At 56.4% G+C, this 15,633-nt stretch carries 11 protein-coding genes and 2 pseudogenes; 4 read left to right on the top strand and 9 right to left on the bottom strand.

Annotation, left to right across the window (positions count from 1 at the left end):
• Window positions 1–352: 352 nt before the first annotated feature.
• From AAEZ08_RS22285 to AAEZ08_RS22275, 3 genes are all read right to left on the bottom strand, one after another.
• A complete protein-coding gene (locus AAEZ08_RS22285; protein ID WP_011544397.1) occupies window positions 353–1,960 on the bottom strand; it encodes a GMC family oxidoreductase in 1,608 nt (535 codons plus the stop codon).
• 87 nt (window positions 1,961–2,047) lie between these two features.
• Window positions 2,048–2,845 (bottom strand): 2-keto-4-pentenoate hydratase, encoded by a 798-nt coding sequence (locus AAEZ08_RS22280; protein ID WP_199148737.1) that lies wholly within the window; start codon window positions 2,843–2,845, stop codon window positions 2,048–2,050.
• 8 nt (window positions 2,846–2,853) lie between these two features.
• Window positions 2,854–3,750, bottom strand: a complete 897-nt coding sequence (locus AAEZ08_RS22275) for a TauD/TfdA dioxygenase family protein (RefSeq protein ID WP_011544399.1) — start codon at window positions 3,748–3,750, stop codon at window positions 2,854–2,856.
• Between the two features lie 123 nt (window positions 3,751–3,873).
• Here AAEZ08_RS22275 and AAEZ08_RS22270 point away from each other — a divergent pair, with 123 nt between their 5' ends.
• On the top strand, window positions 3,874–4,902 hold the full coding sequence (locus AAEZ08_RS22270; protein WP_011544400.1) for an AraC family transcriptional regulator: 1,029 nt from the start codon (window positions 3,874–3,876) through the stop codon (window positions 4,900–4,902).
• A 359-nt stretch (window positions 4,903–5,261) separates the two neighbouring features.
• Here the strand turns inward: AAEZ08_RS22270 and AAEZ08_RS22265 are convergent, their stop codons facing one another.
• From AAEZ08_RS22265 to AAEZ08_RS22240, 6 genes are all read right to left on the bottom strand, one after another.
• Window positions 5,262–6,695, bottom strand: coding sequence for a UvrD-helicase domain-containing protein (locus tag AAEZ08_RS22265; protein WP_181066392.1), 1,434 nt, complete (start codon window positions 6,693–6,695; stop codon window positions 5,262–5,264).
• Window positions 6,688–8,397: an ATP-dependent nuclease gene (locus AAEZ08_RS22260; protein WP_181066391.1), complete on the bottom strand. Its 1,710-nt coding sequence runs from the start codon at window positions 8,395–8,397 to the stop codon at window positions 6,688–6,690. Before AAEZ08_RS22260 ends, AAEZ08_RS22265 begins: the two co-directional genes overlap by 8 nt.
• A 188-nt stretch (window positions 8,398–8,585) precedes the next feature.
• Window positions 8,586–9,680 (bottom strand): hypothetical protein, encoded by a 1,095-nt coding sequence (locus tag AAEZ08_RS22255; RefSeq protein ID WP_181066390.1) that lies wholly within the window; start codon window positions 9,678–9,680, stop codon window positions 8,586–8,588.
• Window positions 9,681–9,921: 241 nt separating this feature from the next.
• On the bottom strand, window positions 9,922–10,815 hold the full coding sequence (locus tag AAEZ08_RS22250) for a site-specific integrase (protein WP_003291594.1): 894 nt from the start codon (window positions 10,813–10,815) through the stop codon (window positions 9,922–9,924).
• 267 nt (window positions 10,816–11,082) lie between these two features.
• The gene (locus AAEZ08_RS22245) at window positions 11,083–12,195 is read right to left on the bottom strand and encodes a hypothetical protein (protein ID WP_228754959.1); all 1,113 of its coding nucleotides are present in this window, start codon (window positions 12,193–12,195) and stop codon (window positions 11,083–11,085) included.
• Window positions 12,196–12,213: 18 nt separating this feature from the next.
• Window positions 12,214–12,903, bottom strand: coding sequence for a DUF262 domain-containing protein (locus AAEZ08_RS22240; RefSeq protein ID WP_228754957.1), 690 nt, complete (start codon window positions 12,901–12,903; stop codon window positions 12,214–12,216).
• Window positions 12,904–12,939: 36 nt separating this feature from the next.
• On the opposite strand from AAEZ08_RS22240, the pseudogene AAEZ08_RS22235 reads away from it, so the two are divergent.
• The 3 genes and pseudogenes from AAEZ08_RS22235 to AAEZ08_RS22225 all read left to right on the top strand — a co-directional run.
• A pseudogene (locus AAEZ08_RS22235) lies at window positions 12,940–13,182 on the top strand (transposase); the annotation flags it as partial.
• Window positions 13,183–13,406: 224 nt separating this feature from the next.
• A complete protein-coding gene (locus AAEZ08_RS22230) occupies window positions 13,407–14,756 on the top strand; it encodes an IS110 family RNA-guided transposase (protein ID WP_008570888.1) in 1,350 nt (449 codons plus the stop codon).
• Window positions 14,757–15,554: pseudogene (locus AAEZ08_RS22225) on the top strand (IS3 family transposase); the annotation flags it as partial.
• Window positions 15,555–15,633 lie beyond the last annotated feature (79 nt).

The raw sequence follows: 15,633 nt of genomic DNA, 5'->3' as shown, positions 1-15,633 counted from the left end.
GCTTGCAGCCACTTCGACAGCAGGCACACCTGATCGGCAGGCCGCCGCTAAACCTACTTTTTCAACAGAATCGGCCGGAAGCGGTCACCTGCTAGAGGCAGCTTTCGGCCAATAGCTGCCCGTCGTGGTCGTCGGTTTCGGCCGAGGCTGTGTAAAAATACTTTTGAGCAGACGCAGTCGTCGAAATCGACGCAGAAATCACGCCTCTACGAAAATTCTAGCTCTTGGAATGGCCGAACTAGCGCAGATTTAACGTAGGAACCTGACCAACTCCGCGCCGCCGACGCAGAGGTGAAACGCCGAGAGGCAGTAGGGTGGCCCCTCGACTCAAGTCTGTGCAGTTGCTCACCAGCTACTGCGCCTGACGAATCATATCGGCGGCTTTCTCGGCAATCATGATGGTCGGTGCATTGGTGTTGCCGCCAGTCACTGTCGGCATGATCGAGGCGTCCACCACCCGCAACCCCTCAAGCCCGTGTACACGCAATTGCGCATCGACCACGGCCAACGCATCAGAGGCCGGCCCCATCTTGCAGGTACTGGTCGGGTGGTACTGGGTGTCGGCCCGCGCCCGGATATCGGCAATAATGCCTGCCGTGTCATCGCGCTGGACGGGATAGAGCATCTTGCCGCGCCACGGTTGCAGCGGGCTGCTTTGCAGAATGTCCATCTGCAACTGCACACCCTTGACCAACAGCTCGAGGTCGCGTGGATCGGCAAGAAAATTGGGGTCGATCTTCGGTGGCACTCGCGGGTCGGCGCTGGCCAGTTTGACCGTGCCACGGCTGTAGGGGCGCAGCACTTCAACATGGCAGGAAAAGCCGTGCCTGGTGTGCATTTTGCGACCGTGATCATCAACCAGCGCCACCACAAAAACCAGTTGCAAGTCAGGTGCTTGCACCTCGGTTGAGGAGCGTACAAAAGCCCCGGCTTCGGCGATCGAACTAGTGATCATGCCGGTACGCTGCTTGCGCCATTCGAACACCCCCTTGGCCATTTTTATAGCGCCATTCAAGGACAATCCGAAGGTCTGGCTGTCGCTGGCACTGATGTAGCTCTGCACGTGATCGATGTGATCTTGCAGGTTTTCGCCGACGCCAGGCAGGTCGTGTACCACGGGTATGCCCACCGCCTGCAAGTCCTTGGCCGGGCCTATACCCGAGAGCAGGAGCAGCTGCGGCGAACCAAAGGTGCCTGCACTGAGGATGACTTCACGACGCGCCCGGACTTCCTTAGCTTCACTGCCCTGGTAATAGGCAATGCCACAGGCGCGCTTGCCTTGCATGATGATCTTGGCCGACAGCGCATGGGTCTTCACACATAGATTGGGGCGCGACAGGTTAGGCGTCAGATAAGCCTTGGCTGCACTGCAGCGCTCGCCATTTTTCTGCGTTACCTGGTACATGAACGAACCGAATTGATCGACGCCGTTGTAGTCGCGGGTGGTCGGTATGCCATTGAGCACTGCGGCATCGATAAACGCCTTGCTCAGCTCACTTGGCGTGCGCAGTTCGGCAACGTTCAGCGGGCCACCCGCGCCGTGGTATTCGCTGGCGCCGTGGGTCTCGTTGTTTTCCGCACGTTTGAAGTACGGCAACACATCCTCATACGACCAACCAGGATTGCCCAGGCTGGCCCAATGGTCGTAGTCCCAGCGGTTACCGCGCACATAGAGCATGGCGTTGATGGAGCTAGAACCACCCAGCGTCTTGCCACGCGGCTGGTAACGCTTGCGGTTGTCCATGTGCTGCTGCGGGACGGTGTCGAATGCCCAGTTGTTGTAAGAGGTTGCCACCATGCCAACGAAGCCGGCCGGGGCGTGAATCAACACGCTCTTATCCGGCCCGCCGGATTCCAGCAAACAGACAGACACACTGGGGTCTTCGCTCAGGCGACTGGCCAATACACAGCCTGCCGAACCGGCACCGACAATGACGTAATCAAACTCTTCGTACTGCATTCTGATGGCTCTCGCTTCTTGTACTTTTTATGGCGGATTTCAATCAGCGCCGCTTCTAATGGGCCGTTGTGCCCGATGCGTGGTTCTCTAGGCTGTGGTGCCTGCGAATGAGCACTCCACTGCGCCGTGCTCGCCCATCACCATGCGCACGTGATCGCCAGGACCGACGTCGAGCATCGGCGCCAGCGCTCCGGTCAACAGCACATCTCCGGCACGTAATGGCTGGCCGCGCCGGGCCAGCTTGCGCACCAGCCAAAGGCCGGTGGCGAGGCAGTCATGCAGCGCTACGCTGGTGTCGAGCAGCACCGGCTGGGCATTTTTATGCAGGCTGATCAGCAGGTTTGGCGTAGGCAGTTGCGCCAGCGGCACGGGCTGATCACCCAACACATAAAGCCCGGATGAAATGTTGTCAGCGACCGCATCCATCAAGGTCAACTGCCAGCCGATGATGGCCGAGTCGTTGATTTCCAGTGCCGGCACCGCACCCGCAATACAGGCCAGAAACTGCTCATGGCTGATCTCGCCAGCCGGCAGATCGTGGCCGAGCACCAATGCCAGCTCGATCTCGACTTTCGGTTGCAGCAGGCGCTCCCAGGCGATGGCTTCACCTGAGAGGCACGCCGTGTCCGCGAACAGCCGCCCATACACCGGCTCGTCGACCTTGAGCGCTGCACGCAGGGCCGCCGAGGTCAGCCCAGCCTTGGCCCCGCAAAGACGGCGGCCTTGAGCCAACGCCTGCTGCATGCCAGCGGCTTGCACGGCATAGGCTTCATCCAGGTTGGCCAGGGCGAAAGTTTCGCTAACCCGTGGCACGGGATGCCGCTCGAGCCGTGCCGTTGCCAGGCAGTGGGCCGCGCCGAGCAGGCGCGGTTCGGTAATTGCCACCGGCGCACTCATCGGCTGGGTACTTCGCCGATCACGGTGGTGCGGAACATTTCGCGCCGCATGCCGTGGTAGTCGGCCACTGGCATATGCCAGGTGCTGCGGTTATCCCAGATCGCCAGGGTTCCCTGACGCCAGCGCATACGGCAAGTGAAGGCTTCCGAGGTGGCCAGTTTGAACAGGTAGTCAAGCAGTGGACGCGACTCTTCCGTACGCAGGCCTTTGATGCCTGTGGTGTAGGCCGGGTTGATGAACAACACCTTTTTCCCGGTTTCCGGGTGGCGGGTTACCAACGGGTGGCTGCGCTCGTCAGCCGAGGTATCGCTACCGTAGTTGATCGCCATGTTTTCCAGCAGCGCGTTGTGCTTGGCGTTAACGCCATAGGCCATTTCCGGGCTGTGCACCGCGTCGAGGTTTTCCAGCAGCGCTTGCATCCCAGGCGATAGCCACTCATACGCCAGGGCCAGATTGGCGTAGCAGGTATCGCCGCCATAGGGAGGAATGTCGTGCCCATAGAGCAGGGTGAATGCTGGCGGGCGCTCCTGAAAGGTCCAGTCGGTATGCCAAGCACCACCGAATACGAAGGGTGCTTTTTCGGAGGCTTCCTTGACCACGTGTACCACGTGCGGATGATCGGCCATGCAGGTCACATAGGGTTCGCGGCCAAACTCACCGAGGTGCTGGGTAACCCGCTCCAGGTCAGCAACGCTCAGGGCCTGGTCGCGGATGAAGATCACCTTGTGGGCGAGCAGCGCCTGGCGCAACTCGGCAAAGCCCTCGTCGCTCAGACGCGTCAGATCAAGATTTTCGACGTCCGCACCGATGGCGCCGGTGGTCGGGGTTACACGAATGTGACTGTAACTGGCAGCACGGTTATGGCTAGGCAGGGTGTAGATGAACTCGCTCATGGCTCGCACTCTTTTGTTGTTGGAGTGCTTACAGAATGCGTGGCGGCTGCTAGGCTAGCCATGATTATTACAGCCAAAAAATGATAATTACCGCCAAGACTATTTTGAATGGAGGGTTGCCCGGTGGACTGGCGCCAAAACCGTGCCCTGACGGGCGTACGTTACCTGCTAGAAACCGCCCAGGCCGAAGGGGTGGAGGCCGCGAGCTGCCTGATAGGCAGCGCCATCTCCAGCGAAACACTGCAGCAGCGCAACGCGCAGATCGAGGCCTGGCAAGAGCTGGCGGTAATCCGCAACTTGCTCGAACACGCCGGCCGACCGGGCCTGGGATTCGCTGCCGGGCAGCGCTATCACCTGACGTCACTGGGCTTGCTCGGTTTCACCATGCTCGCCAGTCGCACGCTGGGAGAGGCGTTTGCCACCTTCAGCCGTTTTCAACTGTTAGCGCTGACGCTGTGCCCGGCGCGAATCGAAGTGGAGCGACGCGGTAGCTGGTTACTGTTCGATGCCAGCGTACTGCCGCAGGATGCTCGCGCCTTTGTTATCGAGCGCGGACTCTCCGCGTGCCTGGGCGTGGCGTGCGAGTTACTGCAGCGCCCCCTTGCCCCCCTGGCTATCGAGATGACCAGCAGCGCACCTGCGGATCTCGCCGCGTTGCAGGGGGAATTTGCCTATCCGGTGCAGTTCGAGGCCGGGCGCAACGGCATCCTGTTTTCCAATGCCGACCTGACCTTCACCCTGCCGCAGGCGCACATCAGTGCCCACAGTGAGGGCGAGCAACTGTGTGAGCGGCTATGTACCGAGATCTCCCACAGCCTGGTCAAGGCGCCCACCGCGCGTTTGGTGCAACAGGTGTTGATCCGCGACTCGGCCACGCTGCTCAGCAGCCGGATGGTGGCCCAGCGCCTGGGCCTTTCCGAGCGCACCTTGTTGCGCCGTTTGGCGAGTGAAGGTCACTCGTTCCAACAGCTCAACGAGCAAATCAAGCAGCGTTTGGCCGAGCGCCTGCTGAGCGACTCGCGTCTGGACCTTACCAGCATCGCCCAACGTCTAGGCTACGCCGAGGCGGCCAGTTTTTCGCGGGCATTCAGTCGCTGGACTAACAGTCCGCCCGGAAAGTGGCGCTGCCATGCGCACCTGCGCGAAGCTTAGCGATCCATGTACAGTCGACAAACAGTTAACGTCCGCTTGGGGTCCAGGCTGTGTGAAAACGTTTTAGAGCGAGTTTGGCAGTCAGAATCGCAATCAAAATCGCGTTCCTACGCAAAGTTCAGGTCTGGCTGACCAACCAAACGCTGGCAGATTTTACGTAGCAACGCAGACTTCAAAACGACGCATGCGTTTTCACCCAGCCTGGGTCGGAAACAGCCCTTGGTGAGCGACCGCTATTGGCCGGTAGTTGCCATTGTGAAAGACGGCTTTCGGCCAAAAAGCGGACTGATTTGCTCAAGACTGAAAAGGGGCTCACAGGCGCCTCGGAGGTCCCTGCCCTATGGGTCTATAGCATCAGATCATTTTGCTGGAATGTATCTACCCGTACCGATGATGGTGAGCGACTTCGACCCACGTGTCATCGCGACATACAAATGCTTAGCGTCAAGCGAGTCTGCATCAAGGATGACGGCATGGTCGTATTCCAGACCTTTGACCAGCAGCGTTGTCCCAATGAGCTTCCTGTGGCTGAGAGGCCGCCCCGTATGCCTCATTTCGCGCTGGTACAGGTTTGCGGCCTCTGAGAGAGTTGCGCCTTCTCCATCTATGTGTAGCTTCAGCACGTTGAGTAAGCGATACAGGAGGTCACGGCGATAGGGCGATGTTTCTGGATTTGACTTCAACGCCAGAAAAAACGACTTGAGGTGGCTGCTGGATGGGTTGTTGAGGTAGTCATTCGCTGCATGCAGGACTAGGGGGTACTTTGTGCTTTTACTAAGTTTCGCCACCTCGCATCTCTGGGTTCCGGCAGTCAAGGCCTTGGTCACGCCAGTAAAACACTTCTTCGCAAAATCCAAGGCGAGAAGAAATCCCGCTTGGGCAGTCTTCGCGGCTCCGAGCTTCTTGATGAATAAGTGAAGGTCTTTGCCTTCAACTTCCTCGATAGAAGAAAATCGACCTGCCATGCTTCGGGCCAAAAGGTGGGTCTTACTCTTGGACTTGGGATCTCCACCGTGCAGAGCAATCACGCTCTCGTTGTGCCCTAGCTGGCCGCAGAGCGATGAATACTGTTTGGCCTCCAGAAACGCGGGGGCGGTTGCAACGCGAATCACGCTGCGTGGCAGTCCACCAACTAGATCAATTTTCTGCCCCTGCTCAATCTTCTTCCGCGCCTCGTTCAGCCAGGCGCCCAGCTCATGTGCTTCAGCCTGTTTCCAACGCCAAGGGGTGTCTAGCTCGCCCAGGCAGTCGAAAGTGGGATACACGCTTGCGTTCCAGTCCACAGGCTTACCATCCTCAAAGTCAAAGATGGCCTGCAGGGGATCGCCCAGGATCCGGCAGGGAAAGACATCTGCCAAGGCGCAGACCAGCGAGTGCTGTGAATCGGAGCAGTCCTGGTACTCATCTACATAGACTCCCGTGTAAGTGGCCGATACGACATGGCGAATGAACTGCTTCTTCAGCAATCCCGAGCAGCTTTCATAGAGCTTGCTCCACTGCTTGCTGGTCGGATTTTCAGTCGCCCAACCGGAGCTTTTGGGGTAGGCCAAACAAAGGCGCAGCGCCCAGCTTGCAATCGTATCCACCTGATATTTGGAGGCAGGAACACCAAGTAACGTCATCTTGGTTTTTATCGAGTTTACGCCCGCAAAGGTGTGAGTCAGGATCAGTTGCCGGCCGCCAGCGGCCCGCACTGCCAACGCAATGAGGTGCGTCTTGCCGTATCCAGCAGGTGCGATAACGTACCCTCGGTTTGGGCAGTTGCTGAGTTTGGTTGCTAGCTCCTCAGACATGTTCTGTCCATGCCCAAAGCTTGCCGAGCTCAAGTGCAAGGTTCTTTTGGGCGAAATCAGCGTCGAGGAAGGCTTGGCTTACCGCCTTAAACCATAAGTCACCCCTAGTGGTGTCCTTGAACCAGCAGGACTTCTTCGCCGCAACACCTATGGCTGTACGCAGCTCAGGACGATCTATCCAAGTGCCAGTGTCCTTATCTAAATCACCTGCAAGGAACCTAGAGCGCACATGGTCGTACACAGGGAAGCTCAGCTCGTCTTGAGCGAGTTTTAAACTAGCTAGCACGCTTGGCCACGGAAGATCCTGAAAGGCCCTCTCCTCAAGTGAAAGCTTGTCGCTCCACATCAGAACTGGGATGTTCAGAGCCGCTAGCTCTTTCTCATCCTTTGGAGAGAACTGATCTTCGGCGTCACCATCAGCGAGCACCGTCACGTCATAGCCAAGCGATTTGAAGGCTTTTGCAAGTGCCTTTACCTTGCTGCCTCCCTTTGCATCTAGCAGCGCAACACCGTGGAAGGAAAACGGATCCTTCTTGCTCGCCATCTGGAAGTCGTCAAAACCCCTCAGGAAGCCGACCTCTGTTGCGCCTTCGCAAACCACTACCTTCTTTGCCAGAAATGCTTCGGTGCTTGATCGAATCTTCCCTTGAACCTCGTGATCCTCAAGGCCTTCTTTGGCAGCGGAAACGATCTGAACCACGCCGTCGGAATTGTGAACTACATGAAGCTCATTCACGGTGAGTTCGCGCAGCACGGCTGGAGAGTGGGTCGTGAGGAAGTACTGCCCTCGTTCGTCATCTCTCACGTGCTTGATCAGGCGGGTGATCCGGTGTGGCTCTAGGCCAAACTCCACCTCATCAAACAAGGTGATGTGGCCTTCTTCTAGCCCCACAGTTTGAATGCCACACAGCAGCATCCGGCGCGATCCAAGGCCCAACTGACGTAGCGGCATGTCGCCGTCGTGCAGCGACAGCCCGCCCACTTTCAGATTTATGGAGCTCAGATCAAGGTGAGCTTTGTAGGAATCCACCACAGGTACGCCGAGCAGCTTGGCCATCTCTTGTGATTTCGCCGCCGCGGCATCGAAGTTCACAAGATTGGCATCACGATCAGTGTCCAGCGATGTCCTGGCGTTTCTGGAGACATTCGCCAGCAGCTCATTCAAGCTCTGTGCTTCCGTGATCTTGGCCAGCGCTGTTCCATTCGCCCAGGACAGTTGCTTCTCACTGTACGCACCGATCAGGCCCACACTGACTTTGTTTCTGTCAGCTTGCTTGAAGGGTGTCCCCTCGGGGTTGCGATCACAGACCACGATCCACTTCGGCTCCAGATCCTTTTCGACCGTGAGCCGTACGGTCAAAACATTCTCCAGATGGTCGTCCGGCTCGTCCGTGAGAGTTCGAGCAGCTGCGTTCCAGCCGCGGAGGTAGGGGCCGTACTTGTGTAGCGAGCAGAACTCTTCAGCCAGTTTGCCAATCGTGACTTCTATGGCGATGGTGTTCTCGACCTTGCATTGATAGAAGTCTGAATCGCTGAGCGTGAGATTCCATTGGGGATAGAACGTAAATCGGATTGCCTCCAGGATTGTCGACTTGGAGGAGTCGCCCTTCCCTATGAGACAGAAGATGTCGGATTCAGGAAGGGCCCAGTCAAGCTCTTTCACCCCACGAAAGTTCTTGATCGTAATTTTTCTGATTTTCACCGAGCAACGTTCTCCATAACTTCGTATTGAAACTGGGGGCTCTGCTCATGTCACAGTCGCCACAGCTCGTCCTTGGTGGTGCTATGCCTTTTTACCCTCTAACCGCAGCATAAGACACCCGACCTTGAAAGGAGCAATGTCAGTCCGGCAGCGGTTAGGCAAGACCATGTTCTGAAGGCTTGAGGTAGTCAGGTAATGGTGACAAGGCGAAGGATGCGGTCGACCGGGCGGTACTCCAGGGCCACAACTACACGTTCCGGGTGGCCGCCAACTCGCGGGAACTCAAGCAGGATGTTGAATTTGCTGAGCTGATGGGTCGGTTGGCTCACCCACTCAAGGTTGTACAGGTAGTTCATCCGCAGGCTGCTTCGGATTGCGGTCTCAAGCTCGGCCTTGGTCAGTTCTGCCAAGCCGGCCTTTTGCAGTTTTCCTAGCTTCGTGGTCTGAAGGTACTTCTCGAACTTGGCATCCTCAATGAGGACCGTGAACTCTGCCAGCGGTGCTACAGCAGGCGACATGGCCCTTACCGCGATCTCCAGGTCGTCGTCGGTGACATCGAGCAGCAGGCGTTCAGGCTTGTACGAGAGGAATGTGCCGAAGTAGATCGACTGAATGCTCCTGAGTCGGAAACCTTGTTTCACGTAGTCATGCTGGTGGAGGTTGAAATCCTGCGTGTTCGGTCGATCATCTTCGTGCCCCATGATGACTGTGCTGCCATGCTTGATCACATAATTCATCAGGTTCAGCGACGTGAAGGTTTTGGCTGCGCTTGAGTAAGTGCACGGCAAGTAGCCTACGTAGGCAGGAAGCTGCTGGAGTTTGGAGGCGACGGCAGAAATAGCACCTTCGGACAGGTTGTTCACGTACAAGACGAAGCACGTATCGGGCAGACGAAAACTCGGTTTTGTGCTGACTACTGCGGGATCCAGCAGCTTGCGCGCAAGCCGATCGCCCGAGCCGAAAAGCTCTCCGCCCAGGATGCTGTGGGTCGTTTGGGCATCCAGCGCGCTAAATAGCGCTTCGGCGCACTCCACTCCAGGCACGAAGCTCCGGGCACAAAGATCCGTATCGAAAAGGAACGCCGCCTCGTGCTTTGTTGGTTGCGGGGTCAGGGCTGTTCTGAGCGCAGCGTAGTCGATCCCCTTGGCTTTAAGGATACCGACGCACTCGCCATGAAAATTCTGTATTTCAGCAAAGGTACGTGCATCGCTGAGGGAAAAGCACTCACGCATTACAGGGAGCAGAATGTTGCCGCGAGCGTTCAGGGTATGAATTGAGGGCATGTCCTAGTACCTACAGCGCGAGTGCGTAAGCATACGCGTTCAGGTATCCCCTTCCGGAATACAAAAAGGCAGCTATTGGCCGGGCGCTGCCGGTGAGCGACACCCATGTGTCCAAGATTACGTAACAGATACCTGAGCGTTGACGACGTAAAGGTGGAAACCGCTATCAAAACCAGAGCTAGATACAAACGCTCTATAGCCTAAGGAATTCATGATTGTCCGCTGAAATGACCACATCACCTCAGCCGTCAGCGACCTCAGTCCTACGATCCAAGTCTCGCTGATCATTAAGAGCCACGGCGTCCGCACGCATTCGAGCAGGCACTGTATCTCTCACCTTTGAAAAGTCAGCATCGCTTGCAGGCTTAACCTTAACCGCTTCTGCACGTCCAAATCTTTTATCGCCATAGCGGCTAATCGAATCGGTAGCCTGGTGCCCCATGACGTATGCCATTTCTATTGCGGACATGCCTGAGGCTTTCAGATTTGAGCCGAACTGGTGACGAAGTGTGTACATACTCGGCACCTTCCTCCTACCGAATAGCTCAGTAGCGACTTGGTGAAGCGCAACGCGTATTGAATCCATACTGCGCGGCTGACATTTAAAAGCAGCGAGAGCGTTTCTCAAGATATTGCAGACGTCTCCATCAGCCTCAAGCGTTCGGCTAGCGCCGCGTAAACCGTTGTGGCTAAGCTTTGCACCGGATATATGGATGCGCCGGCCATCGATAGAAATTCCGTTAAGCTCGCATGGTCGCGCTCCGGTAAGAGATATCACCATTAAAGCTCCCGCTTCGACAGGCATATCTCGTTCAGCCAGACACCGTAGCCACGCTTCGAAATCAGCGGTAGAAAGCTTCTGCGGACGTCGCTGCTTTTTCTTTCGCGGCAGATTTAACACAGTGACCGGATTGAGCGTACGATTGATTTCTTGGGCAGCCCAGAAATTTCCTCGATGCTTTTGATCAAACGCCAAAGCGTTACGTAGGCGCCGGTAATAATCCGGGCGGTAATCAGGGGCCGCCCGTAGTAAAGCACCAATAATATTGAGCTCATCAAGCTCAACGCCCTGCATCCGAGTCGCATAAAAATTACTGGCCAAACTAATATAGGCGCTTTGAGTCTCTGCATTCATATTATTCTTCTTATTATTATTTGCGTGACACATGCCACACAATCAATTATTGCAAATACGAAAACAAAAAAACAACAACCAGAGCATTATTTTTTATATAACCCCAAAAGCCAAACATTGCAAAGGTGCAAAAATTCTATCCTTTCTATATCGCATTCCGGACTTTGGTTCGTTGGCCAAGGACGATATCGTATCCACAACGCTCACTTAACCATAAAATAATACATGCGCAGGCCATGACATCACAGAACTCCCCGATACAGTTGCTCACAGCCCCCAGTAATACTGCTTGATCTTCTGCGCCATCAGCCTACGACGTTCAGCCAGAAACTCATCAAACCGTTCAGGCCGGTAGGCGGCCAATTCTTCCGGTAAGCAGTTGGCGGCCAAGTTGCCTTTGAGGTCATCCAGGCAAGTGATGGCTCCATAGCGTGCTTCACCCGACTCACACTGGGCTAACACATCGGCCATGTAGGTAGCCGGTGCGGTATGGCCAATTTTGATGTTCACTTCCTGCTGTACAAACACGAAGTTAGCCACCTGGTTGTACCTGCTCTTGGCCAACCCTCGATTCTTAAGGAAGTTCTTCGGGAAGATATGGTGGATGTCGCCATGATGCGTGAGCATGTCACGCACGGTGATGTCCTTAGACAGGAAGCCCTTGTCACCCCGATTGGCCTGCGCGGCCCAGAACACCTTGATGGCCGGAGCATTCACTGAAGAGGTGTTCAGCGCCTGCGGCAAGCCGAAGTCCCAGAAGGCGTCGGAAAGGTCAGCCGATTCGATCTCCGCCAACACATCAGCAAACGGCCGGTCGTGTACAGCTTTGATGTCCTTGTCGAACCGTGACTCCGGCGATCCAGAGTAGCGGCCAGTGAGCAGCGACATCACGAACCAGCGACGCACCCAGCTTTCGATATTGGGATTGTTGCCTAGGTCGCGTTTGAGCTTGAGATAGAGCACGTAAGCAAAGTTCAGTGCGTTTACCGAGCCGATCAGTGAGCTGTCCACGTAGCCAGCCGAGCGGATGATCATCAGGAAGCGCTTGAAGTGCGTCTCGTTGATGAACTCCCTGACTCCTTCGCTCAGGGTCTTGAAGGACGCTTCCTCGATTTCCTTCTCATAGCTGCGGGTTTCAAAGTTACGGCCAGAGAGAAGCCCGACCAGATCCGACAGCCTCCCACGATTGAACTTGGTAGTGAACGCTACCCGCAGCATGTCCGAGTAGCTGGGGTCGTAGAGGTCGTCGTTCTCACTCTTCAGCCAGCGCATAGCTTTGAAGTAATCGGTCTGCACGAAAGTCTTATCGTTGTTCTCGATATGCGCGTAGAACTCCGGCGCGATGGACAGGTGGCAAAAGTAGTCAATGGCCTTGCGCAAGGTGTTGCCATCAAACTCCTAGTTGGCCGCGATCTTCGACATGACGAAGTCCGCCTGGCTGAGCACCACGCCCTTTGAGTTGATGCGGATAAAGATTTCGGTCACCGTCTCGATGTCGAGGTCCGCCGCCAGTTCGATCAGGCCGATTTGCTTCTTGGTAATATCGCACAACCTGTCCAGCCGCTCGTAGACCAGATCCTCGCTCACCCCGGCATTAGCGGCGACATAGCCTGGCACTAGCTTATGCGCCTTCAGCTCACCACTAACGATAGGTGCGATATCGGCAAACCACGCTTTGTCCTTCTCGATGGCCGGGTTACTAACTTCGAAGCGCTCTTCCATGGGGTGGAAAGCGATGCGAATACGCACCTGTTGGTAATCTTGGTTGATCACCTGCTGCCCGGCGATGGCAGCAGTCAGCGCCGTCACCCGCTGCTGGCCATCGATCAGCACCTTCTTCCCCTCGGCCAGCGAGCCATCCTTGAGCTTCACCGTGGGGTTTCGCCAAGCAATGATGTAACCGACAGGAAAGCCCTGATACAGGCTGTCCATTAGGTCTCGAACCTTTGTGGCATCCCACACGAAAGGACGCTGGATTTCTGGAATGGCGATTTCGCCGGATTTAACCCAACTCAGCAGAGTTTCGATCAGGTGTTGGTTGACGGAGTACTTTTGTGAAGACTGAATCGCCCCTAGTTTCGTAGACACCTCCAGGCCTCATAATGCGGCCCATTAGGAGGCGTCATGAGCAACCCGCGTTACCCCGAAGAATTCAAAATCGAAGCAGTCAAACAGGTGACCGAGCGAGGTCTGCCAGTGGCTGAGGTAGCTGCTCGTTTGGGCATGTCGACACACAGTCTGTATGCCTGGGTGAAGCGCTACAGCAAGCCCCAGGAGCAGCGGGCGCAAGAGGACGATCAACACGCGGAGCTACGTCGTCTGCGGACTGAACTCAAGCGTGTGACCGAAGAGCGAGACATCCTAAAAAACCGCCTCCCCGGCGCTCCGCGCCCCATTGGGTTAGAAACACGCCCACTACACTGACACCGCTGGACAGTGGTCGTCTGCTTTTTGGAGGCTGAGTCCCCGTCAAAAAACCTGACCCAGGGGAAGCTGCGGACCCGTTAGTGGTGGCGCGTTTCGTGACCCCGTTTAGGAATGTGATTTGATCCGAGTCCCCGTCCAGCATTTCCTGTAAATGGAGGGAACTCATGAAAAAGTCCAGTTCGGAGCGTCATGGCCTGCCGGTTATTCATGAGCGCGCAGCCGGTATCGACATCGGCTCGCGCTTCCATGTCGTGGCGGTGCCCGCCGACATCACTGAAGAACCGGTGCAAACCTTCAAGGCGTTTACCGCCGACGTGGAACGCATGGCCAATTGGCTGGCCGATCTCGGGATCACTACTGTGGCGATGGAGTCGACCGGGGTGTATTGGATTCCGGTCTACGAGATTCTGGAAAGCCATGGCCTGCATGTCGTGCTGGCCAATGCGCGGGATGCCCGCGCAGTTCCTGGGCGCAAAACCGACGTTAACGATGCGCAATGGATCCAGCGCCTACATGCTTGTGGCTTGCTGCGTGCCAGTTTCCATCCTGATCGGGAGATCGCCGCGTTACGCAGTTATCTACGCTTGCGAGAACGCCACCTCGATTACGCCGCTGCGCATATCCAGCACATGCAGAAGGCGCTCACCCACATGAATCTGCAGTTGCACCATGTGGTCGCCGACATTACTGGGGCTACAGGTATGCGGATCATCCGTGCGATTGTCGCCGGCGAGCGAAACGCTGCGACACTGGCAACCATGCGCGATACCCGCTGCAAGTCGAGCGTTGAGACCATCCAGAGTGCCCTGGTTGGCAACTACCAACCGGAGCATGTCTTTGCTTTGGCGCAAGCGTTAGCCATGTACGATGCCTATCAGGCACAGCTCGAAATCTGCGATCAGCAGATTGCTCAGAGTTTGCAGCGGCTCTCCCAGCAGAAGTCCCCGCCCAGCAAGCCGCTACCAAAACCACGTCACCGTACTCGGCAGCCAAATGCGCTTAACTTCGACGTACGCACCGTGCTCTATCAACTGGTCGGTGTCGACCTAACCCAGATCCATGGCATCGGACCTTACTTGGCGTTGCGTTTGGTGGCTGAGTGCGGCACTGACCTGAGTCGCTGGCGTACCGCTCATCACTTCACCTCCTGGCTGACTCTGGCACCAGGCTGCCGGATCAGCGGCGGCAAGGTACTGTCAGCGCATACGCGTAAGACCAAGAACCGGGTTACAGCGCACTTGCGCCTGGCCGCTGTGACCATCGGCAAAACGAATACGGCATTGGGCGCTTTCTACCGACGCTTGTCTGCGCGTATCGGCAAGGCCAAGGCAGTGACCGCTACCGCTCGAAAGATCGCCATCCTGTTCTACAACGCGATGCGCTTCGGCATGGCTTATCAGGATCCAGGTGCCGATCATTATGAGCAGAAGTATCGGGAGCGCGTGGTAAAAGGGTTGCACCGTCGAGCAGCCGAGTTTGGATTCACGCTACAGGCTGCCGAAAGTGTTTCTTAGGAAGGCCGCCGCGTACTTTGCCAAGGAGTGCGGCTGAAGTACGCCTTCATCAGTCAATTGTCAGTGGATTACTCGGTTCGGCGTCTTTGTCAGACCTTGAGAGTGCATGCCAGCGGTTATTACGCCTGGAGGACAGAGCCGAAGTCGGCTCGAGCCAAGGATGACCAACGCCTGCTTGGTCTGATCAAGCACTCGTGGCTAGAGAGCAGTGGTGTCTACGGTTACCGAAAAATTCATGAGGACCTGCGTGAGCTTGGCGAACAGTGCGGCAGGCATCGCGTTGCTCGATTAATGCGCCAGGAAGGACTGCGCTCGCAGACAGGGTATCGGCGTCGGCCGGGCCGTTATGGTGGCAAGCCTCCAGTGGCCTCACCGAATCATCTTGAGCGTCGATTCAATGTCACCGAACCCAACAAGGTCTGGGTCACGGACATCACCTACATCCGCACCTATGAGGGCTGGTTGTATTTGGCGGTGGTGCTAGACCTTTTTTCGCGGCAGGTAATCGGTTGGTCAATGAAATTGCAAATGACCACCGATCTGGCTATTGATGCATTGCTGATGGCGGTTTGGCGACGCAAACCAAAGCAGGAGGTGATGATTCACTCAGACCAGGGGAGCCAGTTCAGCAGCGGTGACTGGCAGAGCTTTCTGAAAGCCAACAACTTGCTTGGCAGCATGAGTCGACGTGGCAACTGCCATGATAATGCGGTAGCGGAAAGCTTTTTCCAACTGCTGAAGCGGGAGCGGATCAGGCGAAAGATCTACAGCACTAGGCAGGATGCTCGCGCTGATGTATTGTAAGCGTCCAGCCAAGTCACCTTCCGAACTCCCGCATTAAGGACGATGGTGTCCGCGTATTTTTTAAGCGGACGCG

This window comes from Pseudomonas sp. E45-MNA-CIBAN-0222 (genome assembly GCF_040310405.1).
Lineage (GTDB): Bacteria > Pseudomonadota > Gammaproteobacteria > Pseudomonadales > Pseudomonadaceae > Stutzerimonas > Stutzerimonas stutzeri_AC.
The sequence above is the reverse complement of the archived record's forward strand: the minus strand, read 5'-3'. Positions and strand labels throughout refer to the sequence as shown.

Bases quoted from the DNA above. Each gene is read 5' to 3' on its own strand.
- AAEZ08_RS22285 (WP_011544397.1), bottom strand. From the start codon at position 1,960: ATGCAGTACGAAGAGTTTGATTACGTCATTGTCGGTGCCGGTTCGGCA.
- AAEZ08_RS22275 (WP_011544399.1), bottom strand. From the start codon at position 3,750: ATGAGCGAGTTCATCTACACCCTGCCTAGCCATAACCGTGCTGCCAGT.
- AAEZ08_RS22265 (WP_181066392.1), bottom strand. From the start codon at position 6,695: ATGTCTGAGGAGCTAGCAACCAAACTCAGCAACTGCCCAAACCGAGGG.
- AAEZ08_RS22255 (WP_181066390.1), bottom strand. From the start codon at position 9,680: ATGCCCTCAATTCATACCCTGAACGCTCGCGGCAACATTCTGCTCCCT.
- AAEZ08_RS22250 (WP_003291594.1), bottom strand. From the start codon at position 10,815: ATGAATGCAGAGACTCAAAGCGCCTATATTAGTTTGGCCAGTAATTTT.
- AAEZ08_RS22230 (WP_008570888.1), top strand. From the start codon at position 13,407: ATGAAAAAGTCCAGTTCGGAGCGTCATGGCCTGCCGGTTATTCATGAG.